General features: G+C 59.2%; 27 protein-coding genes. 25 read left to right on the forward strand and 2 right to left on the reverse strand.

Going from position 1 to position 24,796, the window contains the following annotated elements; all coding sequences use genetic code 11:
• The first annotated feature begins 165 nt into the window (after positions 1-165).
• The 19 genes from rpoZ (at position 166) to gloA (ending at position 18,620) form a co-directional block, all read left to right on the forward strand.
• Positions 166-561, forward strand: coding sequence for a DNA-directed RNA polymerase subunit omega (gene rpoZ, locus GSP01_RS01395; RefSeq protein WP_141349877.1), 396 nt, complete (start codon positions 166-168; stop codon positions 559-561).
• A 36-nt stretch (positions 562-597) separates the two neighbouring features.
• Positions 598-2,895, forward strand: coding sequence for a RelA/SpoT family protein (locus GSP01_RS01400; protein WP_141349879.1), 2,298 nt, complete (start codon positions 598-600; stop codon positions 2,893-2,895).
• A 4-nt stretch (positions 2,896-2,899) separates the two neighbouring features.
• The gene (gene acpS / locus GSP01_RS01405; protein WP_141349881.1) at positions 2,900-3,373 is read left to right on the forward strand and encodes a holo-ACP synthase; all 474 of its coding nucleotides are present in this window, start codon (positions 2,900-2,902) and stop codon (positions 3,371-3,373) included.
• A 9-nt stretch (positions 3,374-3,382) separates the two neighbouring features.
• Positions 3,383-4,198, forward strand: a complete 816-nt coding sequence (gene lepB, locus GSP01_RS01410; protein WP_228123659.1) for a signal peptidase I — start codon at positions 3,383-3,385, stop codon at positions 4,196-4,198.
• Positions 4,195-4,929 (forward strand): ribonuclease III, encoded by a 735-nt coding sequence (gene rnc, locus GSP01_RS01415; RefSeq protein ID WP_141349883.1) that lies wholly within the window; start codon positions 4,195-4,197, stop codon positions 4,927-4,929. The genes lepB and rnc overlap by 4 nt, the downstream gene beginning before the upstream one ends.
• Positions 4,930-4,954: 25 nt before the next feature.
• On the forward strand, positions 4,955-5,842 hold the full coding sequence (era, locus tag GSP01_RS01420) for a GTPase Era (RefSeq protein ID WP_141349885.1): 888 nt from the start codon (positions 4,955-4,957) through the stop codon (positions 5,840-5,842).
• A 111-nt stretch (positions 5,843-5,953) separates the two neighbouring features.
• Positions 5,954-6,694, forward strand: coding sequence for a UMP kinase (gene pyrH, locus GSP01_RS01425; RefSeq protein ID WP_373320082.1), 741 nt, complete (start codon positions 5,954-5,956; stop codon positions 6,692-6,694).
• A gap of 68 nt (positions 6,695-6,762) precedes the next feature.
• Complete coding sequence (gene frr / locus GSP01_RS01430; protein WP_141349887.1) at positions 6,763-7,329, forward strand: ribosome recycling factor; 567 nt, start codon at positions 6,763-6,765, stop codon at positions 7,327-7,329.
• A 95-nt stretch (positions 7,330-7,424) separates the two neighbouring features.
• Positions 7,425-8,105, forward strand: coding sequence for a polyprenyl diphosphate synthase (gene uppS, locus GSP01_RS01435; RefSeq protein WP_237469079.1), 681 nt, complete (start codon positions 7,425-7,427; stop codon positions 8,103-8,105).
• On the forward strand, positions 8,102-8,950 hold the full coding sequence (locus GSP01_RS01440) for a phosphatidate cytidylyltransferase (RefSeq protein ID WP_141349891.1): 849 nt from the start codon (positions 8,102-8,104) through the stop codon (positions 8,948-8,950). Before uppS ends, GSP01_RS01440 begins: the two co-directional genes overlap by 4 nt.
• On the forward strand, positions 8,943-10,169 hold the full coding sequence (dxr, locus tag GSP01_RS01445; RefSeq protein ID WP_141349893.1) for a 1-deoxy-D-xylulose-5-phosphate reductoisomerase: 1,227 nt from the start codon (positions 8,943-8,945) through the stop codon (positions 10,167-10,169). Before GSP01_RS01440 ends, dxr begins: the two co-directional genes overlap by 8 nt.
• Positions 10,162-11,262, forward strand: coding sequence for an RIP metalloprotease RseP (rseP, locus tag GSP01_RS01450; protein ID WP_141349896.1), 1,101 nt, complete (start codon positions 10,162-10,164; stop codon positions 11,260-11,262). The genes dxr and rseP overlap by 8 nt, the downstream gene beginning before the upstream one ends.
• A gap of 132 nt (positions 11,263-11,394) precedes the next feature.
• A complete protein-coding gene (gene bamA / locus GSP01_RS01455; protein ID WP_141349898.1) occupies positions 11,395-13,863 on the forward strand; it encodes an outer membrane protein assembly factor BamA in 2,469 nt (822 codons plus the stop codon).
• Between the two features lie 52 nt (positions 13,864-13,915).
• The gene (locus GSP01_RS01460; RefSeq protein WP_174787510.1) at positions 13,916-14,830 is read left to right on the forward strand and encodes an OmpH family outer membrane protein; all 915 of its coding nucleotides are present in this window, start codon (positions 13,916-13,918) and stop codon (positions 14,828-14,830) included.
• Between the two features lie 20 nt (positions 14,831-14,850).
• Positions 14,851-15,900 (forward strand): UDP-3-O-(3-hydroxymyristoyl)glucosamine N-acyltransferase, encoded by a 1,050-nt coding sequence (gene lpxD / locus GSP01_RS01465; protein WP_141350171.1) that lies wholly within the window; start codon positions 14,851-14,853, stop codon positions 15,898-15,900.
• Positions 15,901-16,013: 113 nt separating this feature from the next.
• Entirely contained in the window at positions 16,014-16,523 is a 510-nt protein-coding gene (fabZ, locus tag GSP01_RS01470; RefSeq protein ID WP_011253341.1) for a 3-hydroxyacyl-ACP dehydratase FabZ, read from the forward strand.
• A 5-nt stretch (positions 16,524-16,528) separates the two neighbouring features.
• The gene (gene lpxA, locus GSP01_RS01475; RefSeq protein WP_141350173.1) at positions 16,529-17,386 is read left to right on the forward strand and encodes an acyl-ACP--UDP-N-acetylglucosamine O-acyltransferase; all 858 of its coding nucleotides are present in this window, start codon (positions 16,529-16,531) and stop codon (positions 17,384-17,386) included.
• Positions 17,387-17,388: 2 nt separating this feature from the next.
• On the forward strand, positions 17,389-18,231 hold the full coding sequence (locus tag GSP01_RS01480) for an LpxI family protein (protein ID WP_141349900.1): 843 nt from the start codon (positions 17,389-17,391) through the stop codon (positions 18,229-18,231).
• Positions 18,231-18,620, forward strand: a complete 390-nt coding sequence (gene gloA, locus GSP01_RS01485) for a lactoylglutathione lyase (protein ID WP_141349902.1) — start codon at positions 18,231-18,233, stop codon at positions 18,618-18,620. Before GSP01_RS01480 ends, gloA begins: the two co-directional genes overlap by 1 nt.
• Here the strand turns inward: gloA and GSP01_RS01490 are convergent.
• Positions 18,604-18,819, reverse strand: a complete 216-nt coding sequence (locus GSP01_RS01490) for a hypothetical protein (RefSeq protein WP_226986562.1) — start codon at positions 18,817-18,819, stop codon at positions 18,604-18,606. The two genes, gloA and GSP01_RS01490, sit on opposite strands and share 17 nt — an antisense overlap.
• A 146-nt stretch (positions 18,820-18,965) precedes the next feature.
• Here GSP01_RS01490 and rpmH point away from each other — a divergent pair, with 146 nt between their 5' ends.
• The 6 genes from rpmH to argB all read left to right on the forward strand — a co-directional run bounded on the left by rpmH (position 18,966) and on the right by argB (position 23,244).
• Entirely contained in the window at positions 18,966-19,100 is a 135-nt protein-coding gene (gene rpmH, locus GSP01_RS01495; protein ID WP_011253345.1) for a 50S ribosomal protein L34, read from the forward strand.
• Between the two features lie 49 nt (positions 19,101-19,149).
• Positions 19,150-19,524, forward strand: a complete 375-nt coding sequence (gene rnpA / locus GSP01_RS01500; protein ID WP_141349904.1) for a ribonuclease P protein component — start codon at positions 19,150-19,152, stop codon at positions 19,522-19,524.
• A gap of 8 nt (positions 19,525-19,532) precedes the next feature.
• On the forward strand, positions 19,533-19,772 hold the full coding sequence (gene yidD / locus GSP01_RS01505; protein ID WP_237468764.1) for a membrane protein insertion efficiency factor YidD: 240 nt from the start codon (positions 19,533-19,535) through the stop codon (positions 19,770-19,772).
• A 90-nt stretch (positions 19,773-19,862) separates the two neighbouring features.
• Positions 19,863-21,590, forward strand: coding sequence for a membrane protein insertase YidC (gene yidC, locus GSP01_RS01510; protein ID WP_141350176.1), 1,728 nt, complete (start codon positions 19,863-19,865; stop codon positions 21,588-21,590).
• Between the two features lie 17 nt (positions 21,591-21,607).
• Entirely contained in the window at positions 21,608-22,276 is a 669-nt protein-coding gene (gene yihA / locus GSP01_RS01515; protein WP_141350179.1) for a ribosome biogenesis GTP-binding protein YihA/YsxC, read from the forward strand.
• Between the two features lie 8 nt (positions 22,277-22,284).
• Positions 22,285-23,244 (forward strand): acetylglutamate kinase, encoded by a 960-nt coding sequence (gene argB, locus GSP01_RS01520; RefSeq protein ID WP_041112086.1) that lies wholly within the window; start codon positions 22,285-22,287, stop codon positions 23,242-23,244.
• A gap of 27 nt (positions 23,245-23,271) precedes the next feature.
• Here the strand turns inward: argB and GSP01_RS01525 are convergent, their stop codons facing one another.
• Positions 23,272-24,603: a sensor domain-containing diguanylate cyclase gene (locus GSP01_RS01525; protein ID WP_228123657.1), complete on the reverse strand. Its 1,332-nt coding sequence runs from the start codon at positions 24,601-24,603 to the stop codon at positions 23,272-23,274.
• Between the last annotated feature and the right edge of the window lie 193 nt (positions 24,604-24,796).

Raw genomic sequence — 24,796 nt, forward strand, 5'->3', positions numbered from 1 at the left:
GTACGGCAGGGACAAAGGCTGCCTTCCAGCTACGAACGAGCTTGGATGCACTCAGGTTCAATTCCGGGGGTGAGGCAGGTGCGGATTGCAATCGCATGAACCGCATGTTATTGCCAGCATTCTCTCTTATTTTATTCCTAGTCTTACCCGAAGGGGGGCTGTCGCATGGCGCGTGTAACCGTCGAAGATTGCATCGAGAAGGTTCCTAACCGTTTCGAACTGGTTCTGCTTGCTGCACAGCGTGCACGCGGCCTGTCTCGCGGTGAGGAAATTCGTCTGGATCGTGAAAACGACAAAAACACGGTCGTCGCCTTGCGCGAAATCGCTGAAGACAAGGTAAGTCTGCCGGTTCTGCGCGAAGGTATCATTCGGTCCCTGGCTCGTGCGCCGGAGCCGGAGCCCGTCGACGAGGAAGTGCTGGATCTTATTCCGACAGACCAGAACATTTTCGGTCTACAGGATGTCTCCGCCGAGGAAGAGCACGCCCACATGGCAGAGAATATGTCTGCTGACGAGGCTGCCGCGATCGAAGCTGAACTGGGCGGTCGGGGTCGTCGCTGATTTCTGCCCAATTCTACTGAAAGGGGGATATGCTTCATGCCTGATGCATCTTCCCCGATTGCGCCTCCACCCGTAGCGAGCGGGGACTTCAAGCCGCCCATCGCCGGACTGCTCCGCCGGATTGAAAGCTACGATCCGTCCGCCGATCTGATTCGGATCGAAGCGGCCTATGATGTGGCTGCCAATGCCCATAACGGGCAGCGTCGCGATAATGGCGATGCCTACATCACTCATCCTATTGCTGTCGCCAATATCCTTGCTGGTTTTCGCATGGATGCGACCTCAATCATGGTGGGGCTGCTTCACGATACCGTCGAAGATACGGGCGTTTCCTGTGATACGCTAAAAGCCCGTTTTGGCGAGGATGTCGCGGCCCTTGTCGATGGCGTGACGAAGCTTACCCGGCTTGAACTCCAGTCCGATCGCACCAAACAGGCTGAGAATTTTCGCAAGCTCGTTCTGGCCATGTCGCGGGATATCCGTGTCCTGATTGTCAAGCTGGCTGATCGTCTGCACAATATGCGCACGTTGCATTACGTGCAGCGCACAGACCGCCGGCAGCGTATCGCCCGTGAGACAATGGACATCTATGCGCCTCTGGCTGAGCGCATCGGTATGGATCGCGTTAAGACGGAGCTTCAGAACCTTTCCTTCGCCCAGCTTGAGCCCGAAGCCGACGCTACGATCCGTGCCCGCCTGAACTTCCTGCGAGGGCAGGGGGCGGATGTCATTGAGCAGGTCCGTCAGGAACTGATGGCCCTGTGCGCCGAAAGCGGAATCGATAAGGTTGAAGTGACCGGGCGTGAAAAATCGCCTTATTCGATCTGGGAAAAAATGCAGCGTCGAAATGTAGCGTTCGAGCAGCTCTCGGACATTATGGCGTTCCGTCTGCTCGTTCCCACACGCGACGCTTGCTACATGGCGCTTGGCGCGATTCACGGCGCTTATCCGATGATCGCCGGGCGCTTCAAGGATTACATTTCTACACCCAAAGCCAACGGATACCAGAGCCTTCATACTGGTGTGACTCTGCGTCATCCACGCAATCAGAAAATCGAGGTCCAGATCCGGACCGCCGAAATGCACGATCTGGCTGAAAACGGAGTGGCGTCACACTGGGCGTACAAGGAACATGCGACACCGAGCGAGCGTGAAGCTGCTGCACTGTCGTCTGCGTTTGGGGCGCCGACCCGCAAGCTCCGCTGGGTTCAGGATCTGCTGGAAATCCTCGAGGATAGTCAGGCTCCCGACGAGTTTCTCGAAAATACCAAGCTTGAACTCTATCAGGACCAGGTTTTTTGCTTCACCCCCAAGGGGCAGCTGATTTCCCTGCCACGTGGTGCAACGCCCGTTGACTTTGCCTACGCCGTGCACAGTCAGGTCGGCGATACCTGCGTGGGGGCGAAGGTCAATGGCCGTCTGATGCCATTGCGGCACGAATTGCAGAACGGCGATCAGGTCGAGATCATGACGGCCCGCGGTGGTACGCCATCCCCGTCCTGGGAGCGGTTCGTCGCAACTGGCAAGGCCCGCGCCCGTATCCGACGTTTCGTGGCGCAGCAGCAGCGTCAGGTCCATCTGGACAACGGCCGCGCCGCCATAGCCAAGGCGTTCCGTCAGGAAGGTGTGGATGGTTCCGAAAAGATCCTCGATGGGATTCTCAAGGAGTTGCGTCAGGCGTCGGTAGAAGACCTGTACGTCTCGGTCGGAAACGGACAGCTTGGCCCCAAGGATGTGGTCAATGTGGCCTATCCGGAGCTGCGTCAGAGCGTCCGGGCACCGAGAATGGTGCCTGGCCTGTCCCCGCGCTTCGGGCAATCCCTCATGCTTGGTGCTGGACATGTCGGGGCCAAGAATGCGGCGGCCCATTCGGGAAGCACAATCAAGGGAATCGGTTCGGGCATTGCCGTCAGCTTCGCAGGATGCTGCCGACCTTTGCCGGGTGATCCGATTGTTGGCATCATTGCCCAGGGCAAGGGTGTCACCATTCATCGTCGTGGCTGTCAGAATCTGTCCAGTTTCGCTGATACGCCCGAGCGTTTTCTGGAAGTGGACTGGGACTACGAGGCTCTTGGCCGCCGTCAGGGCGCTGAGCCCTATACTGCCCGGCTTTCGGTCGTGGCCGCGAACGAACCCGAAGTTCTGGCAACGCTTACCAACGCCGCAGCCAAGCATAATGGTAGCGTCATCAACCTCAAGATCGTCAACCGGCAGCTCGATTTCATGGAAATTCTGGTCGATCTTGAAGTGAAGGATCTGCGTCATCTCTCGTCCATGATTGCGGCGTTCCGGACGGCGGTGGGCGTCATGCAGGTCGAGCGGGCCAAGGGATGACGTCATGATCCTCGGCATGGGTACGGACCTGTGCATGATTTCGCGCATTGAAAAAAGTGTAGAACGCTTTGGGGACCGTTTCCTGAAACGCGTCTTTACCGAAGCCGAGCGCGCCTATGCCGACCGCTTTAAGGGGGTTGCGCGCATGGGTAGTTACGCCAAGCGCTGGGCGGCCAAGGAGGCCTGCGTGAAGGCGCTGGGCACAGGCTTCGCTAATGGGGTCATGCTTCAGGATATCGGGGTCTTCAATGGGCCGGGCGGCGCGCCGGAACTACGGCTTTCAGGTGGCGCGAAAGAGGTCCTTCAGCGCCTGACGCCCCCAGGGCAGGTGGCCCAGATTCTGGTCAGCATGAGCGATGATCCGCCCTTTGCTCTTGCTCAGGTCATCATCCAATCGATCCCTCTGGCGGTCGTACAGTCCGCGTCACAACCCTTCGTCCGGATTGAACCGCTCGCCAACGCCGTCAAGCTGCGTTAAGAGCGTCTCATGACCAAGGAGAACAGGCCCGTGCAGGGTTCAGAAAGTGCCGGCGACAAGCCTGCGCGCCGCGAAGAGTCGCTTGGCGAGAGCATCCGTTATTTCTGCGTACTGCTGCTGGCCGTATTTGCAGTGCGATCTCTCGTGGTGGAGCCTTTCAACATCCCGTCCGGCTCGATGATCCCGACGCTGCAGATCGGCGATTTCGTTTTGGTCTCGAAGTTCAGCTACGGCTATTCGCGCTTCTCGTTTCCGTTTTCGCCGAATGTCTTCAGTGGCCGGATCCTGAACTCCACGCCTCATCGTGGTGACGTTGCGGTTTTCCGTTTCACGCGTGATACGTCAGTCGATTATATCAAGCGTATCATTGGCCTGCCCGGAGACCATATTCAGGTCACGGGAGGCAAGCTGATCCTCAATGGCATCGAAGTTCCGCGTACGGCGCTTGGTCATTACGAGGTGCTGGACGAAAACAACCGTCTTCTCAGCGGAGAGCGTTATCGCGAGAGCCTTCCCGGAAGCGCTGGTCGTCCCACTGTCGAGCATGATATTCTCAAGCTGACGGATGAAGGGTTCGCCAACGATACGCCCGAATATGTCGTGCCGGAGGGTTCCTTTTTCGCTATGGGCGATGACCGTGATGACAGTGCCGACAGCCGTTTTCAAGGCGATGGCCCGGATGATCTCGGCTTTGTCCCTATGCAGAACCTTGTCGGCCGCGCGCCTATCGTCTTGTTCTCCATGGATATGCGTCATCCCGCCTGGCAGTTTTGGTATTGGCCGACCGAGATTCGTTGGAACCGCTTCCTGCATCCCGTCAGATGACACTTTCCTCCACAGAAGCCCTGGCCTCGATGCAGGTTGCCTTGGGGCATGATTTCAAGAAGCCTGAACTGCTGAGCGAGGCCCTGACGCACCGTTCTGCCGTCTCCGGGCGTGACCCGCGTCGTGCCCGCCGGAACCAGCGTCCCAAGGGGAGTGGATCGAACGAGCGCCTCGAATTTATCGGGGATCGTGTCCTAGGCCTATTGATGGCTGAGTGGCTGCTGGAGCGCTATCCGGACGAGCAGGAAGGGGCTCTCGGTCCCCGTCACGCTCATCTGGTATCGCGAACCGTCTTGGCCGAAATCGCCGATCAGGTCGGTCTTTCGGCCTCGCTCCAGATTTCGCCACATGAGGAAGATGCCGGTATCCGGCGTTTATCCAGCATCCGTGCGGACGCAATGGAAGCCCTTCTCGGCGCGTTGTATCTCGATGGCGGTCTGGAACCGGCCCGTCGTGTGGTCCACCAGTATTGGCAGTCCCGCATCGAAAGCGCCGACCGGCCCCACAAGGAGCCCAAGACGTTGCTGCAGGAATACATGCTCTCGCAGGGGTTGCCGCTTCCCCGTTACGAACTCCTGTCTTCGGATGGCCCCTCACATGCGCCGGTCTTTCGCGTCAGCGTCACGACTATGGGGCACACGGGAACGGGAGAAGCCGGCAGTAAGAGGCTGGCAGAAAGCGCAGCGGCAACCGCCCTGCTGAAACACCTCGGTCAGAATGTGGCGTCCTGAGATGTCATTAATAAAGGATCAGAACATGACCACGCGCTGCGGTTTCGTGGCTCTCGTCGGCGCCCCGAATGCGGGGAAATCCACCTTGCTTAACCGGATTGCCGGAGCCAAGCTGTCCATCGTCAGCCCTAAGGCCCAGACGACCCGTTTTCGGACGCTGGGCATCGTCATGCAGGACAATGCTCAGATCATTCTCGTGGATCTGCCAGGTATCTTCAAGCCGCGCCGCCGTCTTGACCGGGCGATGGTCAACGCAGCCTGGTCTGGGTCGCAGGATGCGGATTTGACCTTGCTGCTGGTGGATGCAAAATCCGGCCTGCGCGAGGATGTCCGCGAGATCATCGCCAAGCTGGCCGAAAGTAAGAATCGCATCTGGCTCGTTCTGAACAAGACGGACCTCGTCGAGCGTGGTGAACTTCTGCCTCTGACGCAGGAAATCAACGGTCTCATCAATGTCGAGCATGTCTTCATGCTGAGCGCCCGTTCGGGTGAGGGCGTGAGCGATCTGATGGCCCGTCTGGCTGCCGAACTGCCCGAAGGTCCTTTTCTCTATCCCGAAGACGACCTGACGGACCTTCCGGACCGTCTGCTCGCCGCCGAACTGGTCCGTGAGCAGATCTTCATGCAGACGCATGAGGAAATTCCCTATCAGGCCACTGTCGAGACCGAGAGCTTCAAGGAACGTCCGGACGGATCGGTACGGATCGAGGTGACGATTTACGTCTCCCGTCCTGGACACAAGGCCATCCTGATCGGGGAGGGCGGTCACAAGATCAAGTCACTCGGTGCGCGGGCGCGTATGGAGCTTCAGGAGCTTCTGGACCGCAAATGCCATCTTTTTCTGAACGTCAAGGAACGTGCGGGATGGGACGAGGAAAAGGCCAGGCTGCGCGCCATTGGTCTCGACGATTGAAAAAGACAGGTGCCGTAGTGTTTGAAATCCGGCATTCTGACATCGCTTGTTCCAATCCCGCCACGTCTGTATGACAGGCGCACTTCAAGACACATCCAGCCAGAGACGGGCATGATGACCGAAATTCGAGAACAGAGCCCCTCCTACAAGCGCGTCCTTCTCAAGGTGTCCGGTGAGGCACTTATGGGTAACGGACCGTCAGGGGTAGACCCCGTAATGGTGGACATGGTTGCCGCCGACATCGCCGATGTGGTGGCTTCCGGAGTGGAAGTTTGCCTCGTCGTCGGCGGTGGCAACATCTTCCGCGGCCTCGCCGCCGCCGCCAAGGGTATGGACCGCGCGCAGGGTGACTATGCCGGCATGCTGGCTACCGTCATCAATGCGCTGATGCTGCAGAACGCGCTTGAGCGTCGCGGTATGGAGACGCGCGTGATGACCGCCATCCAGATGGCCTCCATTGCAGAGCCCTATATCCGCCGCCGCGCCGTGCGCCACATGGAAAAGGGGCGCGTCGTTATTTTTGCAGCCGGTACTGGTAATCCCTTCTTCACGACGGACACGGCCGCCGCCCTGCGCGCCAACGAGATGGAGTGCGATGCCCTCTTCAAGGGTACGCAGGTGGACGGCGTATATTCCGCCGACCCGCGCCGCAATCCGGACGCACAGCGCTATGACCAATTAACTTATCTCGAGGTCCTGGCCCGCGATCTGAACGTTATGGACGCCGCAGCCATCAGCTTGGCGCGTGAAAACAGATTGCCCATCGTGGTCTTCAACATGCATGCTCCCGGCTCCTTCGGGGCCGTGATGCGTGGGGAAGGGCTCTTTACCAAGATCATCGAAGCGGATTGATCTCCGTATTTTCAACGAAATCTTCAGGCTCTCTCCTGAAAACCACGCCGAACTGAAAGGAACAGCTTATGTCCGCTGCCCTGAATGACCTTCTCACCGACCTGACCCGCCGTATGGACGGTGCGATCGAAAGCCTGCGTCGGGACCTTTCCGGTCTGCGCTCGGGCCGGGCAAGCCCAAATCTCCTGGAGCCGGTACGCGTCGAAGCCTATGGCTCGGAAGTTCCGCTGTCGCAGGTCGGGTCCATCGCCGTTCCCGAAGCCCGTATGCTGACGGTGTCCGTCTGGGACCGTACGGTTGTCGGCGCCGTCGAGCGTGCCATCCGGGACAGCGGTCTTGGCCTCAATCCGTCCACGGACGGTCAGACGGTCCGCGTTCCCATTCCGGCCCTGACCGAAGAGCGCCGCAACGAACTGGCCCGTGCCGCCAGCCGTTATGCCGAGAACGGCAAAATTTCCGTGCGTGGCGTGCGTCGTGACGGCATGGAGCAGACCAAGGCCCTGGAAAAGAAGAGTGAGATTAGCCAAGACGACATGAAGACTTGGACCGACGCCATCCAGAAGCTGACGGACCAGTACATCAAGAAGGTCGACGATATTTTCGCGGACAAAGAACGCGAGATCAAACAGGTCTGATTGCGCATTTGTCTGCAGGATCTCTTCCCCGTCACGACCGCATCGTCTCCTCTTCATCCGGGGGCGGCGTGAGCGTCGTTCCCGTCCATATTGCCATGATTATGGACGGGAACGGCCGCTGGGCACGCGCACGCAAACTCCCTGTGGCCGCAGGGCACCGTCAGGGTGCGGAATCCGTACAGCAATGCGTTCGCACGGCCATCCGGCAGGGCGTACGATACCTGACGCTCTATGCGTTTTCGTCGGAAAACTGGCGCCGCTCCGCAGAGGAAGTTGGGGATCTGACGTCCCTGCTGCGCTTCTATCTGCGTCATAAGATCAACGAGCTTCATACCCAGGGTGTGCGCCTGCGGATCATCGGTGAGCCCGAGCGTTTCGAGGGTTCCCTGCGCGAAGAACTGCGCCGCGCCGAATCCCTGACGCTCCACAACACGACCCTGACCCTCACGCTCGCGTTGTCTTATGGTGGCCGTGCAGATATCGTGCAGGCTGCCCGCCGGCTGGCTGAAGATGCCGTTGCCGGTAAAATCGCGGCCGAGAGCATCAGCGAAGCCATGCTCGACGATGCGCTCCAGACCTCCGACATGCCCGATCCCGATCTGGTCATTCGCACCAGTGGCGAGTGTCGTCTGTCTAATTTTCTGCTCTGGCAGAGCGCCTATGCCGAGCTGGTTTTTATGGATGTGCTCTGGCCCGATTTTGGCGAAGTCGAGTTTCTCGAAGCTCTCTCTCGCTTTGCGAGCCGTCAGCGCAGGTTTGGCGGCCGCCCCGCATGAGTGCCTCTTCTAGATGGTCTGACCTGCGCCTGCGCCTGCTGTCCGCTGCGGTCCTGATCCCGATTGCGGCCTTCTGCATCTGGCAGGGTGGTCCGGTCTATGATGCTCTGATCCTGCTGGCGATGTTTGGTCTGGCCTGGGAAGGCGAAACCCTCATCCGCCAGCCCCTCAAGACATGGCGCGGCTGCCTTCTGTTGGCCTGGCCCGTCATCGCCGGTTTCGCGGCGCTGAAAGGGGAGTGGAGCGCAGCTTTCTGGATGATCTGGCCAACCCTGATTTTCGGCTTTCCGGCCAGCGTTCCCGTCGTTGTTGCCATCATCGGGGGGCTGTCGCTCCTGTGGCTGAGACACCTGCCGCTTGGTATGGCGTCAGTTCTGTTCGTCATCTCCGTCGTGGTCGCGAGCGACAGTTTTGCCTATCTGGCCGGTCGTATTTTCGGCGGCCCCAAGCTGGCGCCTTCGATTTCACCGGGCAAGACACGCTCTGGCGCAATCGGTGGCCTCGTTGGTTCGGCGCTTGCCGGTGGCCTGGTCGCTTGGCTGACTGTGCCGGGCACCCAACTCGGTGGTCTGCTATGTGGCGCTATCCTTAGCGTATTTTCCCAGAGCGGAGACCTTCTGGAAAGCGCCGCCAAGCGTCGTCTCGGCGTCAAGGATTCAGGTCGTCTGATCCCTGGACATGGCGGTCTTCTGGACCGCTTTGACGGTCTTCTCGCGGCAGCGCCTGCCGCGGCACTGCTTTCGCTCGCGGTTGCCGCGCAGCCTTTCTGGTCCATCCTGCCTGCAGATCTGACAGGCGGTTCTGTACATCCACCCATTCTTCAGGGGAGTTCTTCTCATGACTGACGGTTCTGCGGGCCAAACACGCCGCCGCATTACGGTGCTCGGCAGCACTGGCAGTATCGGAACTTCGACGGTCGATCTTCTTGCCCGGATTCCTGATGAGATCGAGGTGCGGGCTCTGGTCGGCGGCTGCAACGCCGCGCTGCTGGCCGAGCAGGCGCGTCGTCTGAACGCCGAAGTCGCCGTCATTCATGACGAGAGCCGTCACGAAGAGCTGAAATCTTGCCTCGCTGGGACGGGCATCCGGACCGCGGCTGGTCGTCAGGCCGTCATTGAGGCTGGCGCTATGGAAGCCGACTGGACCATGGCAGCCATTACGGGTGCTGCGGGCCTCGAACCTACGCTCGCGGCTACCCGCAACGGTCATGCCGTGGCGCTTGCGAATAAGGAAGCGTTGGTTTGCGCCGGTGATGTCATGCTGCGCGCCGTTGCTGAAGCGGGTGCGACGCTGCTACCAGTCGATTCGGAACACAATGCTATCGCCCAGTCTCTGGGCGCCTGTGACATGGACAGCGTCGAGAAGATCATTCTGACGGCTTCGGGCGGACCGTTTCGCAAATCCTCGATTGAGGAAATGCGTGCCGCCACGCCAGAAAAGGCTCTGAAGCATCCGACTTGGACGATGGGGGCGAAGATCACGATCGATTCCGCCTCCATGGCGAACAAAGGTTTGGAAGTCATCGAGGCAGCCCGTCTTTTTGGCCTGACCGAAGACCGGATCGATGTTCTGGTTCATCCCCAGTCGGTTGTGCACGGACTGGTGCAGTTCCGCGACGGCAGCCTCGTTTCCCAGATGGGCTCTGCTGATATGCGTATTCCCATCGCCCACACACTCGCCTGGCCGAAGCGCATGGTGACACCCTGCGAGCGTCTTGATCTTGCCGCCTACGGGCGTCTGGAGTTCGAGGCGCCGGATGAAGTGCGCTTCACTCCCTTGTGTCTTGCCCGTCAGGTTCTCCGAGCCGGTGGTGCGGCACCAGCCGTTTTCTCCGCTGCGAACGAAGTTGCCGTTGATGCTTTCTTAAACAGACGCATCGGCTTCCTCGGTATCGGTGAGACAATCGACGCTGCGCTGCAGGCCATGGATGAAAATCCGGAACTCAATACCCTCGATGACGTGCTGCACTGGGACGCGCGGGGCAGGGCCCTCGCCGAAGCCTATATCCTGAGGCAGAGTGGGGGACTGCGAAATGACGTGAGCGAGAACGCCCTGAATGCATGATCTTCTGCGGACCATTCTGGCCTATGTCCTGATTCTGGGGGTCCTCGTCTTCATCCATGAACTCGGGCATTACCTCGCGGCACGATGGCGTGGTGTGAAGGTCGATACCTTTTCCATCGGCTTCGGGCCTGCCCTGCATCGCTGGTACGATCGTTCAGGCACGGAATGGCGTATCAGTGCCATTCCCCTGGGCGGGTTCGTCAAGCCGCACGGCTTTGAAGGTCCGGAGGATGCAACTGACGAACAGAAAGCTGCCTGGATTCCGGGCCGGACTTTCCATGACAAGCCCGTAGGATCCCGGGCCATCGTCATCCTCATGGGGCCGGTCTTCAATTTCATCTTCGCGATCCTGGCCTTCACGGTGCTGTTCGCGGTGGTGGGCAAGCCTGAGATCCGCGGGGATATCTCGCAGGTCACAGCCGGAAGTCCTGCGGACCGTGCGGGCGTAAGGCCTGGTGATGTGATTACCCGGATCGGCAATACGCATATTCTCGGTGCCGAGGATGTCATGGCGACTGTCGCATCCCATCCCGGTCAGCATACGGTTCTGGGCATCCATCGTGGCACGGAAGACCTCAGTCTTCCGGTTACGCTCGACACCCTGAAGAACGGTGGCCACGACATGGGGAGTCTCGGCGTGGCATTTGCCGTCTCGAGGGGACGTCCCGTTTCCTTGCCTTCGGCCTTCATCATGGGGATGCAGGAGACCTGGGACAAATCGGTCATGACGCTTCAGGGTGTCTGGCAGATCCTCAGCGGGCAGCGGAGTGCGAAGGAACTGGGAGGGACGATTCGCATCGCGCAGCTCTCAGGTCAGGTCGCCAGTTACGGTCTGCCCAGCATCATTTCCTTCATGGCGCTGCTTTCGATCAATCTTGGGCTGATTAATCTTTTCCCAATTCCCGTGCTCGATGGGGGGCGTCTTGTGTTTTATGTCTGCGAGGCTATCCGCGGCCGCCCGGTTTCACGCAGGGTGCAGGAGGTGAGTATGCAGGTCGGAATGGCTCTGATCGGCGCTCTTTTCCTATTCTCAACGTTAAACGATCTATCCAACATCGGACTGTTTCACTGGCTTTTTCACGCGGTAAGCTAAATATTCTGAAAAGACTTGTGATACAGTTGAACACGTCAGGGCATCTTGCGCGGGACAGGGGTTATCGGATACCTCCGCAAATGGCGTAACGTGTCAGTCGCCTGCAAAAAATATGTTACAAGGAAAGCCGGTTTGTCAGGATCACGGTCAAGAGGTTCCCGGTCTTCGAACAAGCGTCTGGTGCTTTTCGCATCAGCCTGTCTGCTGCCCGTTGTCCTCGGAACGGCTCAGGCGCGTTCCGTTCGTCATCAGGCCCCGGCATCAGTCCCCGGTGGAAACATCATCCAGGCCATCTCGGTAAAGGGAAACACCCGCATCGAGACGAGTACGGTGCTATCCTATATGGTCGCCCAGCCTGGTGACACGTTCAATCAGGATGACCTCGACCGCTCGCTGAAGACACTTTATGCCACGGGTCTGTTCAAGGACGTGACGTTGCATCGTGACGGCAACACGCTTCTGGTGGACTTGGTCGAGAACCCGATCGTCAACCGTATCGTGTTCGAGGGGAATCACGCGCTGAAGGACGAGGACCTCCGTAAGGAAATCAGCCTGCGTCCTCGCGCCGTGTTTTCTGCTCAGACGACTGCCGCCGATCGCCAGAAGATACTGAACCAGTATGCCTCCAAGGCCCGCTTCGGTGCGACCGTCACGCCGCAGATCGTCAAGCTTTCCCATAACCGTGTCGACGTAATCTTTAACATCAACGAAGCGCAGCAGACGCTCATCAAGAAGATCGTTTTCGTTGGAAATCATGCCTTCAGCGAAGCACGCCTCGCACAGGTCATCTCGTCCAAGGAGACGATCTGGTACCGCTTTTTCTCGTCTTCGGATGAATACAACCCCGAGCGCGTGAAGTACGATGCAGAGCTGCTGCGTCGTTTTTACCTGCACAACGGCTTCGTCGATTTCCACATGGTGGATGCCACAGGAGAGCTGGCTCCCGACCACAAGTCGTTCTACATCACCTTCACCATTCATGAGGGCGACCGCTACCGTCTGGGCAAGATGGATGTGCGTTCCAGCGTGAGACACGTGACGCCCGAGATGCTGCGCCCGCATATCGAGCTGTTTCCGCATCAGATCTATGACGGCACGGCGATTCAGAATAACACGAAGAATATGCAGGAATGGCTCCAGGCATCAGGCCATCCCTTTGCGATGGTTCGTTCAGAGATCGCCCGAAATCCGGAAAAGCACATCGTTGACCTGCTGTTCGACGTCACGGAAGGTCCGCATGTCTATGTCGAGCGTATCGACATCAACGGTAACACCATCACCCATGATGACGTGATCCGACGGAACCTTCCGATGGCCGAAGGGGACCCGTACACTCCGTTCGACCGCAAGTATTCCAAGCTTGGTCTCCAGGATCTTGGTTATTTCAGTTCGGTCTCCGTCGATCAAACGCAGGGTTCTGCACCCGACCGTGTGAACGTTTCCGCAAACGTAGTCGAAAAGCCGACCGGTGAGTTTTCCCTTGGCGGCGGTTACTCGACGGACGTTGGTATTCTTGGTAACGCCTCGATCAAGCAGCACAACCTGCTCGGAACGGGTGTGGATGCCGGTATTTCGGGGACGGTCGCCTACTATGAAAAGCAGGCTGACATCTCCGTCACCGATCCGTACTTCTTGAACCGTAACCTTGTGGCCGGTGCGGATTTCTACTTCATCCAGAACAATTACCAGACGTATCAGAGCTATAAGGAATCCCAGTACGGCATGAGCTTGCGTCTGGGGTATGCCTATAACCGATACCTATCCCAGTCCTGGAACTATACGCTCGTTGACCGTCAGGTCGGCAATTTCTACGACGCCGCTGCCGTTGCTGAAGATCCGAGTCTGATCCAGTACGTTCCGTCGATCTACGTTCAGCAGTCGGCCGGCTGGTCGCTTCTCTCGCAGATCAGTACGTCCGTGACGTATGATCGTCGTGATCGCCGCATGAAGCCGCATTCGGGGTACATGTTCAAAGTCGGTGGCGATTTCGCAGGTCTGGGCGGTAACTCGAAATATGCTCGTGTGAAGGCGGATGGTGCTTATTATCTGCCGCTCGATGACCTGACAGGAAACCATGACTGGACCTTCCAGTTCAAGGGTGGCGTCGGCTACATGGGTGACTGGAGTTCGAGCGGAAACCGCAACATTATCGATAACTTCTATCTTGGTGGTGAAAACCTGCGAGGCTTCCTTCAGGGTGGTGTCGGTCCGCGTTCAGGCCATCTCAAGATCAACGGTGTCTATATCCCGGCCCAAGGTCAGGAAGATCTGCTCGGTGGCCGTTTTATGTATACAGCTTCCGCACAGCTCAACTTCCCGCTGCCCATGGGGGACGATCTTGGGGTTTCGGGCCGTGGATTCATTGACGCAGGCAGCCTTGCGGGCGTGCGCGTTAAGCATCTTTATACGAACCGTACGAATGATGGGGACAACTATACCCCGATCACTGGTGACAACCTGATCCCACGTGTCTCTGGTGGTCTCGGTGTGTCCTGGAAGAGCCCGTTCGGCTTGGTTAACATCGATGGTGCCGTGCCGATCCGTAAGGAACATGGTGACCGTCTCTATCCGCTGCGTTTTGGTTTTGGTCAGCAGTTCTGAACTGTTCGAGGCCTTGTCGTCCTGTTTCTCAACCCCTTGCCGAGAGGTGGTCATGACCCTCAATTCCCTGATGCGCACGGTTTCGGCCGGCGCGCTTCTGGCAGCGACGATTCTCGTCTCTGCTCCGGTCGCTCAGGCTCAGGCCGCCGGCGGCAATGGTGGCTGGTTTGTTCCCAAGGCTGCTCATCCTGACGCCCCTCCGCCGCGGCCCATTCAGCGCCGTGTTCCGGAAGCTACGCCAGATGAAGAAGAAGACTCTGCACCGGCCGAACAGCAGCAGGCTCCGCCGGTCCTTCCGCTGCCGCCGATCCCGGCTCCTCCGAGCATCGCAAAGGCCTCTCCTCCGCCGGCTGCCGTCATTGGCGTGATTAATGTCCAGGCCGTTATGCAGATTTCCAGCGCTTGGCAGGAAATTCAGCAGGTTCTGGGTGCCCGCCGTGACCGTCTCGCGCAGGCCGTTCAGCGTGAGGAGGCTGCCTGGCGTGGCGAGCAGCAGAAGCTTCAGGCCCAAGCTCGCAGTCTGACGTCCGACCAGATCCAGCTGCGTGAGCGTCACCTGCAGGAACGCCGTGCCAAGGATCAGCACGATTTCGGCAATCAGGCTCGTATCATCCAGGAAGCGGCACAGGTTGCCATGCACCAGATCGAGCGTGAGTTGGAAGAGCCAAACGGCATTATCGCCGCTGTCGCTGCTGCCCATAACATGAATCTGATCCTGCATGCGGAGCAGGTTGTGCTTCACGTTGGCGGTCAGGACATCACCGAGGAAGTCGGCACGCAGCTCAACAAGACGCTGCCACATGTCTTCATTCCCGATGATGGTGTGGACCCCGAGCAGCTCGCCCGTTCCGGTAAGATGCCCACTACGGCTGACGAACAGCGGCAGGCCCAGGGTCAGCAGCCTCTTGGGCCTCAACAAGCTGCGGCGTCCGCTCCGAGCGAGTCCGTTCTGCGTCAGCATCACTGAGGCGACGGGCCGTGTCTGACATGACAGCAAGTGACAGCCGACCGGGCGACAGCCGTTTCTTTCAGCGTTCCGGACCTTTCGGTTTGGAACGGCTAGCAGAGGTCTCGGGTAGCGACATCATTCCGGCTTCATCAGGGAAGGGGCAGTCCGAGTTTCGTGGTGTTGCGCCCCTCCATGTTGCAGGGCCGGATGAAATCAGCTTCCTCGACAATCGCCGCTACCTGCCACTTCTGGCGGAAACGAAGGCCGGAGCGGTTATTCTCTCCCCGGCCTTCACCGACAAGCTGCCGCCTGATACGGCGGGGTTGGCCTGCAAGGTGCCTTATCTGGCTTGGGCACGTGTTGCCACGCTGTTCCACCCGGCCTCCGCGTCCACGGGTGTCCGCCATCCGAGTGCCTGGATCGCGGAAGATGCCGAAATTGGCGAAAACGTTGAGATCGGTCCTTTTGCCGTGATTGGTAGTGGTGTCCGTATTGGTCGTGACAGCATTGTCGCAAGCCATGCCAGTATAGGCCAGAGTGTTGAGATCGGGGCGCGTTGCCGGATCGGCGCTCATGTCGCCATCTCTCATGCCCGGATCGGTGATCGCGTCACGCTCTATCCTGGTGTGCGTATCGGGCAGGATGGTTTCGGGTTCGCCGTCGGCCCCGAAGGTTTCGAAACGGTCCCGCAACTTGGGCTTGTTGTGTTGGAAGACGGCGTAGAAGTGGGGGCGAACTCCACCATCGATCGTGGTTCCATGCGTGACACCCTGATCGGAGCCGGAACCCGGATCGATAATCTCGTGCAGATCGGCCATAATGCCCGTCTGGGACGCTGTTGCATCATCGTCTCGCAGGCCGGAATTTCCGGCTCTACGGAATTGGGTGATTTTGTCACCATTGCTGCACAGGCTGGCCTGATCGGACATATTAAGATCGGCGCGAAGGCCCGGATCGGCGCTCAGTGTGGCGTTATGTCGGATGTAGAGGCTGGCGCCGATGTCATCGGCAGCCCCGCGATGCCGTTCCGTGAATTTTTTCGTAATGTTGCGACCTTGCGAAAACTTTCTCGTAAAAGCGGGGACTAGCAGTCTTGCGGCGCGGATGGTAACTCCCCCGCAGGTTTGCTAAGGGAAGCCATTCGTGCTGCCACAGGGCAGAGATTGACAGACTAACACCGCTTGAAGGGCATGGTGAAACGATGGACCGAGTGGACGCTCCAGCCGAACAGATGACTCCCGCGACAGACGCCGCTGCTGACAGCCATCAGGTTCCGCAGAGCATCGACATCCTAAAGATCATGCAGTCGATCCCGCATCGCTATCCGTTTCTGCTGATCGATAAGATGGTCGAGATCCACGCCGGGCAGTCCGCCATCGGCATCAAGAATGTGACGGTTAACGAGCCGTTCTTTCAGGGACATTTTCCGTCTCATCCCGTCATGCCGGGCGTGCTGATCGTCGAGGCTATGGCTCAGACGGCAGCGACGCTAGTGGTCATGACGTTGGGTAAGGCGTTTGAAGGTAAGCTGGTCTATTTCATGACGATCGAAAATGCGAAATTCCGCCGCCCGGTCGGTCCTGGTGATCAACTCCGGATTCATGTCGATAAGGAGCGCTCTCGCGCCAACGTCTGGAAGTTCAAGGGTGTAGCCCGCGTTGACGACGTTGCCGTTGCCGAAGCGACCTTCAGTGCGATGATCATGGGTTGACCCTGATGCAGATGGCAGGAAATCGCCCCGAGACAGCTGAAATTCATGCGACCGCCATCGTCGATCCACGCGCGCGCATCGGGGAAAACGTGCGCATTGGCCCCTGGTGTCAAGTCGGTCCCAATGTCACGATCGGCGACGGGGTCTGTCTGCATGCGTCCGTTCTCGTGGATGGCTACACGACCTTGCGTGAAGGCGTGGAAATCTATCCTTTCGTGACAATCGGCCTGGCCCCACAAGACCTCAAATATGCTGGCGAGCCGACGCTGTGCGAGGTCGGTGCCAATACTGTTATTCGTGAAAATGTGACGATTCACCGTGGCACCGCGCAGGGGCATGCCCTGACGCGGATCGGTGCGAACTGCCTGATCATGGCCAATTCACATGTCGCCCATGACTGCGTCCTCGGTGACCGTGTTATCATCGTCAACAATGTCGTCATGGGTGGCCATGTCGAGATCGACGATGACGCCAAGATCATGGGATCTGCCGCGTTGCACCAGTTCGTTCGAATCGGCCGTGGCGCCGTTGTTGGCGGTGTCTGCGGTGTGGAAATGGACGTCATTCCTTATGGAAGCGTTCTGGGAAATCGCGCCCGTCTAGTTGGATTGAACTGGATCGGCCTGAAGCGTTCTGGCGTAGGTCCAGAGGAAATGCGGGCCATGCGGCGCGCTTTCCGGACGCTTTATCCGCGTCATGGTGCGACAGAGTCTGTCTTGGAAACCCGGATTGCCGAAGTCCGGCAGGAATATGGGCATCTCCCCCGCATTGCCGAGATGCTGGACTTCATGGAAGCTCCCAGTCGTCGAGGCCTGACCCGCGTTGCGCGTCAGGAAGGGCAGTTCGAAACCGAAGGCGCCTGATCGTGGGGGATCGTGGTTGTATCGGTATTCTGGCAGGCTCGGGGCCGCTTCCCGCGCAGGTCGCCGCCGCAGCCATCGCCAAGGGGCGCAAGGTTTTCATTATCGGGTTTCGAGATTTTGCCGATCGTGTACTTCTCGAACCTTACCCGCATGAAATCATCCGTCTTGCCGCCGCCGGTGACATTCTTGGTGCTCTCAAACGGAACAACTGTCGCGAACTGGTTCTGATCGGGCCGGTGCGTCGTCCCGCCTGGCGTGACCTGCGTCCCGATGCCGAAGGAGCGCGTATCTTGGCCAGACTGGGCCGCGCTATTTTCTCGGGGGATGATGGACTGCTCGGAGCAGTCGTTCGTGTTCTCGGTGAGGAGGGCTTCCATGTGCGGGGCGCCCACGAATTCCTCGAACATGCCACCGGCCGCTCCGGAACCCTCGGACGCGTACTTCCTGATATTCAAGCTAAACAGGATATTACTCGTGGTGTCGAGGTCCTGAAGGTAATGGCAGCTCTGGATATTGGTCAGGGTTGCGTTGTTCAGAACGGTCTTGTGCTGGCTGTGGAGGCTCTGGAGGGGACGGATGCCATGCTGGGACGCTGTGGGCGCCTCATGCAGGCGGGAAGTGGGGGCGTTTTGGTGAAGATGCCGAAGACAGGGCAGGACCTTCGGGCAGACATGCCGACGATCGGGCCGGAGACGCTGGAAAATGCCGCCCGGAACGGACTGCGGGGCGTTGCGTTTCAGCCCGGAGTGACCCTCATGACGGACCCCGCTGGCTGCGTAAAGCTAGCGGATCGTTACGGGCTGTTTTTATATGGACTGACGCCGGAAGATCTGAAGGATAAGTGATGAGCACGTTTCTGCATACGATGGTGAGAATCCGGGATATCGACCGGAGTCTGGCGTTTTACAAGCTGCTCGGGATGAAGGAACTTCGTCGCAAGGAAGTGCGTGAAGGGCGTTATACGCTTGTTTTCATCGGATTCGATGACAACGAACACGGACAGGCCGAGATTGAACTGACCTATAACTGGGACCAGGAAACCGACTATGAGGTCGGCACCGGTTTCGGGCATTTCGCGATTGGCGTGCCGGATGTGGCTGCTCTTGTGGAGACGGTCCGCAGCGGAGGCGGCAAGGTGACGCGTGAGGCCGGGCCGTTGAAATTCGGAACGATCATCATTGCGTTCGTCGAGGATCCCGACGGCTACAAGATCGAGCTTATCGAGAAGACGTAAAGTTTTTCAGCAGCTTCAGGGCATTTTCCAACGCATCGACGATCGTCTTTGCGTTCTGCTGGACTGCCTTGTCCTTGTGCGTGCCGAGAATGTCGGCACAGAGCAGGGCAGGGGCGAGCGCGTTGCGCATGTCGTGGCGGAAGGTCGCGACGTCCTGGGGGGAGTTGCTGGCGGGGAGAGTATTGCTGGACTCGGGCATAGGTTGAAGTTCCTGTAGGTCTGGCATTGACATGAGGGGCCTGCGTGCTTACAAGCCCGGGTCTCAATCACCGGGCGTTTCGTGCGCCCGATCGACGCGGATGTCCAGCAGTTGAGGCGTCCGCCTGGTTTTTAAGGATCAACGTCATGAAGCGCACGTATCAACCCTCCAAGCTGGTTCGCAAGCGTCGTCACGGTTTCCGTACGCGTAGCGAAACCGTCGGTGGCCGCCGCGTACTGGCCAACCGTCGCTCCAAGGGTCGCAAGAAGCTCTCTGCCTGAGTTTGACCCGATCGGTACGATCCATACAACAGGCCACACTCCGCGCCGTTTGAAAAAACGGCCGCAGTTTCTGCGTGTGGCCGGGAAGGGGCGCAAGGTCGCCACTCCCGGTATGGTCGTGCAGATCCTGCCGGATGACACAGCGACCGAAACCCGCGTCGGTTTCACGGTCACGAAAAAAGTCGGTAATTCTGTCATCCGTAACCGCACCCGCCGTCGCCTCCGCGAGGCCCTGCGCCTCGTTGCGCGGGAAGACGGTCTGCCTTCCGGCGATTTCGTCCTCATCGGACGGGACAAGACCCGGGAGCGCGATTTTTCCCTTCTCAAGGATGATCTGCGTCAGGCTCTTCGCAAGGGGCTGGACGTTAATTTCCGGGAAAGCCCCCGCGGGCCGTCCGGCAAAGGCCGGTACCGGGCGAAATGATCGCGTCCGTGATCAGGAAAGCCGTTACGGCCCTGATGCTGTCGCTCATCGACGCCTACAAGCTCTTCATCAGCCCGTTCATTGGCAGGAACTGCCGGTTCGATCCGACATGCAGCACCTATGCGCTGACGGTCATCCGTGAGCATGGGCCTGTACGTGGGGGATGGCTTGCACTGCGCAGGATCGGGTGCTGTCATCCTTGGTCAGAAGGGGGTGTGGACCTGCCTCCAAAGCCACACCAGCATTAAAAAAGCCCTCCGCCTATTGTTTTGAATGCGGTTTTCGGCCACTTGAGGCGCAAGCCCTATTCAGTGAGACGAAAGACCGGCATCCGCCCGATGGACACCAAACGCATTATTGCGGCCACACTTCTCTCGGCCCTTATCCTGATCGGTTTCGACTATTTTATGCCGAAGCCCCATCAGGACGATCCCCATTCCGTCACACATGCGCCTGCAGCACAGGTTCAGAACAGCGCGCCGACCACGGCTGCGCCACCTGCCGAGGCTGCTGCTGAAACGCAGGCGACTGCGCGGCGCATTCCGGTGACGGGGCCGGACGTGCAGGGCTCCCTTAACCTCAAGGGTGCGGTGCTGGATGATCTGATCCTTACGAAATATCGTGAGACCCTGGCCAAGGACAGCCCGCTGGTGCGGCTGCTGGACAAGGCGGGGAGTGCGCATCCCACGTTCGTCGTGATCGGCTGGACGAATGCTCCGGGCTCCAATGCCCGCCTGCCGGATCTGAACACGGTCTGGGAGAGCTCCGACGAGATGCTGACGCCGGACCATCCGGTGACGCTGCACTGGGATAACGGGCAGGGGTTGGTGTTCTCCATCCAGATCGCACTGGACGAGCACTACATGTTCGCCGTGAGCCAGACGGTCGAGAACCATTCGGGTCAGCCGGTGGCTCTGGTACCGTTCGAGCGCGTGCAGCGTGACTATGATGCACCTGAAGGGGCTTTCACGGCGCATGAGGGGCCGATCGCCGTTATCGGTGGCCGGATGCAGGATGAGAGCTACAAGAGCCTGCGCAAGGGGGCTGACCATCCGGATCACGTGTCCTGGTCGTCCACGGGTACGAATGGCTGGGATGGCATCAGCGATAAGTTCTGGCTGACGGCCGTGGCCCCTGCTGACGGCACGCCGGTTGCGGCAAGCTTTGCTTACGTGCCGGGAACGCCGGGGTCATATCAGGTGGGTATGTCCACCCAGAACGCCCAGCAGATCATGCCGAACGGTTCCATCACCGAGAAGAGCCATGTCTTTGCAGGTGCGAAGGTTGTCAGCCTGCTTCAGGGCTATAGCAAACAGCTCGGCATTCCGGATCTGGACAAGGCGATCGACTTCGGCTGGTTCAGCTTCCTGACCCGTCCGCTGCTGACGCTGCTGCACTGGCTGTATCTGCATCTGGGTAATTTCGGTCTGGCGCTGATGGCGCTGACGCTGATTGTCAAGATCGTTCTATTCCCGCTGGCCTCCAAGGCTGCCCAGTCCTCGGCGCGGATGCGTCTACTGGCGCCCAAGGTCAAAGAGATCCGGGAGAAGAACAAGGACGATCCGATGGCCATGAACCAGAAGGTCATGGCGCTGTATCGTGAAGAGAAGGTGAGCCCTGCGAGCGGCTGTCTGCCGATGCTGATCCAGGCGCCGATCTTCTTTTGCCTATACAAAATCCTGAACATCAGCATTGATGCGCGCCATGCGCCGTTCTTTGGCTGGATCCATGATTTGTCGATGCCGGACCCGACGAACGTGTTCAATCTGTTCGGGCTGCTGCCGTTTGATCCGACGCATTACTCGTCGTTCCTGCATGTCAGCATCTGGGGCACGGCGCTTGGCTTGACGTTCTGGCTGCTGCAGCGCCAGACCAGCTCGACGGCGAGCCTTGATCCGGCACAGGCACGGATGATGCAGTTCATGCCGCTGGTCTATGTGTTTTTTATGTCCGGCTTCCCGGCCAGTCTTCTGGTCTATTACACTTGGAACAACCTGCTGACGGTTGCGCAACAGATGTTCATCCAGCGCCGGACGGGTCTGCCCGTTCCGGTCTCGCGGACCTGAGGCCCGGCAAAGGCATGATGAAAGAAATTCCGGGGCCTCCGACCGAGGCCCAGATCGAGGATGGGCGGCTTCTGTTCGCGGGGGAATGTGAGTTCTTCTTCGGCTCGCAGAAGATTGACCAGCTTCCGCCCGTCGGCCGTCCCGAAGTAGCATTTGCCGGTCGGTCCAATGTCGGCAAGTCGAGCATCATCAATGCGCTTACGGGGCGTCGTGCGCTGGCACGGGCCTCGTCCGAACCGGGCCGGACCAAGCAGCTCAACTTCTTCAATCTGGCTGACCGGCTGTCTCTCGTGGACATGCCGGGTTACGGGTTTGCCAAGGCGGCGAAGTCGGTCAAGGAAGACTGGCAGGACATGATGTTCGCCTATCTTCGTGGTCGGACAACGCTGGAGCGGGTCATCCTGCTTCTGGATGCGCGGATCGAGCTTAAGGCATCGGACAAGGATGTCATGGAGTTGCTGGACCGGGCCGCCGTGGTGTTCCAGATCGTGCTGACCAAATGCGATCAGGTGAAGCCGAAAGCGCTGGCGGCGAAAATTGCGGAAGTCGAGGCGCTTGCGCTCAAGCATGCCGCAGCCTATCCGCGCATCATTGCCACCAGCAGCGAGACCGGTTTCGGAATCGAGGATCTGCGGGCTGAAATTGCCCGTTTTGCCGTGCCACTCCAAGCGTCAGGGGAAGGATAGTCCGGATCATGACCAGTAAGACCCCCATTGAAAACAACAGCCGGACGCACAGCGACAAGCTGCCGGATGTGGCACCTGTCGTGAATGCGGAGGAAGCGCAGCAGCAGGCTGCCATCCTGTCTAGCGCACTGCCGTTCCTGCGGCGCTATGCCGGTGACACGATTGTCGTTAAATATGGTGGTCATGCCATGGGCGAGGGCAAGCTGGCGCATGCCTTTGGCTATGACATTTCCCTGCTCAAGTTGGTCGGAATCAATCCGATTGTGGTGCATGGCGGTGGGCCGCAGATCAGCGCCATGCTGGACCGGCTGAAGATCCGTTCGGAGTTCATCGACGGGCTGCGTGTGACCGACAAGTCCATGGTCGATGTGATCGAGATGGTTCTGTCCGGCAGCGTCAACAAGCAGGTGGCGCAGTTGATCAACCGGGCCGGAGCACTGGCTGTCGGCATTTCCGGCAAGGATGGCGGGCTGATCCAGGCACGTCGTCTGACGCGCACCAAGCGCGATCCGGACAGTGAGATCGAGAAGGTCATTGATCTGGGATTTGTCGGACAGCCGGAAAAAATCGATCCGCGGGTGCTGTATGCGCTGCTCGGCGCGGGCCTGATCCCCGTGATCGCCCCTGTGGGTGTCGGCGAGGATGGGGAGACCTACAACATCAACGCTGACACTGCAGCTGGCGCGATTGCCGGTGCGGTGCATGCTTCGCGTCTGCTGATGCTGACGGATGTTCCGGGCGTTCTGGACGAGAACGGCAAGCTCATCGAAGAGCTGAGCGCGGAAGAGGCCATGCGCCGGATTGCGGACGGGTCGATTTCGGGCGGCATGATCCCCAAGGTCGAGACCTGCCTCGAGGCAGTCCGCAAGGGGGCGAAAGCTGCAGTCATTCTGGACGGGCGCGTGCCGCATAGCTGCCTTCTGGAGCTGTTCACACGGGCCGGACCGGGGACGCTTATCAAGGCGTAACCAACTGGTAGCAGGACTGGACCGGGATTATGGCGCTTCGTGTGAGAAGCGCCATTTTCTATTTTCGGCCACCCCTTCCTGAAGGGCCTGCATGCCACGTTCGAGCAGGCTCTCGGGGGTTTCTTCGGCATTGGCTTCGCGGGAGACAAGTCCTAGCTGAAGCGGCAGGTGGACCGGCGGGTCGATCAGGATGGGAATGCCATGGGCCGTCATGCGCTCGGCCCGTTCGGCTGCGGCGAAGCGGTCCCCGCCATCCATCCAGAGTCCGAATGTGTTGTTGCTGATCCGGCCGATGGCATCTGTCGGACGAATTGCTTTTCGCAGAAGAGCCACGCACTGACGCAGCGCTTCCTCGCCAGCCTCGAAGCCCTGGGTCTTTGAAAGCTCTGTCAGGCCGGGCACGCGGGCGATGATTAGGGTTGCGGCCATCGCCTCCTGATCCAGCCGGCGGCTGCGGCGCTCGATTTCCGATTTCAGGCCGTTCCAGTTCAGAAGGTTCGACGCGATGTCGTAGTCGGAATCTGTCAGGATCCGGCGGTGGATGCTGTCCAGTTCCCAGAATCCGGCCAGCAGGGAGCAGGCCGTCTCGCAGAGCTGCTGGTCCTGCGTAGACCAGGGCTCGGAGCGCCAGAGGACGAGGCAGAGCTGTCTGAGGCTGCGGATGTTTTCGCGGCAGATCATGACATGGCTGTTGCCGCTTCTGAACAACTCCGTGCCCGCTGGGGGCGCTGGCGTCGATAGGGCGGACTGGATGTCCTCAGGCAGGGCGGACGATTTGAAAAGAAAGGTTTTCGGCGCCGAAGTATCCAGCAATGCGCCTTCTGCGAGAAGGGGGATGAGCAGGGCATCTATCGCGGCGGCAGAAGCCAGTCTGGGAACGATGGCCCTGCGAAGTGCGGTAGTGATGGTAGCGAGAATCGCGATCCCGGTGGTGGTGGCGGGGCTACCTGTGACAGGAGTGGTATCGGGCTGGGGAGCAGAAATGCTTTCGACCGGGGCCGTCGTAATGACGGTGGATGTTCCGGGCAGCGTCTGTGAGACCGCCTTGAGAGTGCCGCGTATTCCGGTGGCCCGGCCTTCGGTGTCCTGGAAAGGGCATGAGGAGAGGATGACGGTCAGGGGCTCGCCCTGCGGGTTCGTGATCTGGGCGGGTGTGCCGGTATGGGGCTGAAGGATGTCCACGGTGTCGCACAGCGCGCTGAATGGCTGGCCGATCAGGGGCGTCGTGGGCTGTCCAAGCCATGTTTCGGGGGAAATCAGGATGATCCGACCCCGGTTATCAGTCTCGAAGACCAGATCCACCGCTTGATAAAGCAGGGAGCGCCAGCGTTCACGGCTTTCGAGAGTCGACGCCAGCATGTTTCTCAGGTCCTGCGGGATCCTGTCCGGGGACGAATTACTCATGAACTGGGAGAGTAAGGAATGCAGATCAGGCAAGGGTGACATATCCCGCAGAAAACTCTCGGTCGGGCCAGTCATTGAGAGTTTCTGGTTTTCATAAGCGCGATTAGTTAAAAAGTCATTAACAATGCTGGGGCATAGGCAGAAGGGC

Source organism: Gluconobacter sphaericus NBRC 12467, assembly GCF_006539125.1.
Taxonomy (GTDB): Bacteria; Pseudomonadota; Alphaproteobacteria; order Acetobacterales; family Acetobacteraceae; genus Gluconobacter; species Gluconobacter sphaericus.

Coding starts and splice junctions, on each gene's coding strand:
- rpoZ (WP_141349877.1), top strand. CDS start 166: ATGGCGCGTGTAACCGTCGAAGATTGCATCGAGAAGGTTCCTAACCGT.
- GSP01_RS01400 (WP_141349879.1), top strand. CDS start 598: ATGCCTGATGCATCTTCCCCGATTGCGCCTCCACCCGTAGCGAGCGGG.
- acpS (WP_141349881.1), top strand. CDS start 2,900: ATGATCCTCGGCATGGGTACGGACCTGTGCATGATTTCGCGCATTGAA.
- lepB (WP_228123659.1), top strand. CDS start 3,383: ATGACCAAGGAGAACAGGCCCGTGCAGGGTTCAGAAAGTGCCGGCGAC.
- rnc (WP_141349883.1), top strand. CDS start 4,195: ATGACACTTTCCTCCACAGAAGCCCTGGCCTCGATGCAGGTTGCCTTG.
- era (WP_141349885.1), top strand. CDS start 4,955: ATGACCACGCGCTGCGGTTTCGTGGCTCTCGTCGGCGCCCCGAATGCG.
- pyrH (WP_373320082.1), top strand. CDS start 5,954: ATGATGACCGAAATTCGAGAACAGAGCCCCTCCTACAAGCGCGTCCTT.
- frr (WP_141349887.1), top strand. CDS start 6,763: ATGTCCGCTGCCCTGAATGACCTTCTCACCGACCTGACCCGCCGTATG.
- uppS (WP_237469079.1), top strand. CDS start 7,425: ATGATTATGGACGGGAACGGCCGCTGGGCACGCGCACGCAAACTCCCT.
- GSP01_RS01440 (WP_141349891.1), top strand. CDS start 8,102: ATGAGTGCCTCTTCTAGATGGTCTGACCTGCGCCTGCGCCTGCTGTCC.
- dxr (WP_141349893.1), top strand. CDS start 8,943: ATGACTGACGGTTCTGCGGGCCAAACACGCCGCCGCATTACGGTGCTC.
- rseP (WP_141349896.1), top strand. CDS start 10,162: ATGCATGATCTTCTGCGGACCATTCTGGCCTATGTCCTGATTCTGGGG.
- GSP01_RS01460 (WP_174787510.1), top strand. CDS start 13,916: ATGACCCTCAATTCCCTGATGCGCACGGTTTCGGCCGGCGCGCTTCTG.
- lpxD (WP_141350171.1), top strand. CDS start 14,851: ATGACAGCAAGTGACAGCCGACCGGGCGACAGCCGTTTCTTTCAGCGT.
- fabZ (WP_011253341.1), top strand. CDS start 16,014: ATGGACCGAGTGGACGCTCCAGCCGAACAGATGACTCCCGCGACAGAC.
- lpxA (WP_141350173.1), top strand. CDS start 16,529: ATGCAGATGGCAGGAAATCGCCCCGAGACAGCTGAAATTCATGCGACC.
- gloA (WP_141349902.1), top strand. CDS start 18,231: ATGAGCACGTTTCTGCATACGATGGTGAGAATCCGGGATATCGACCGG.
- GSP01_RS01490 (WP_226986562.1), bottom strand. CDS start 18,819: ATGCCCGAGTCCAGCAATACTCTCCCCGCCAGCAACTCCCCCCAGGAC.
- rpmH (WP_011253345.1), top strand. CDS start 18,966: ATGAAGCGCACGTATCAACCCTCCAAGCTGGTTCGCAAGCGTCGTCAC.
- yidC (WP_141350176.1), top strand. CDS start 19,863: ATGGACACCAAACGCATTATTGCGGCCACACTTCTCTCGGCCCTTATC.
- yihA (WP_141350179.1), top strand. CDS start 21,608: ATGAAAGAAATTCCGGGGCCTCCGACCGAGGCCCAGATCGAGGATGGG.
- argB (WP_041112086.1), top strand. CDS start 22,285: ATGACCAGTAAGACCCCCATTGAAAACAACAGCCGGACGCACAGCGAC.
- GSP01_RS01525 (WP_228123657.1), bottom strand. CDS start 24,603: ATGCTGGCGTCGACTCTCGAAAGCCGTGAACGCTGGCGCTCCCTGCTT.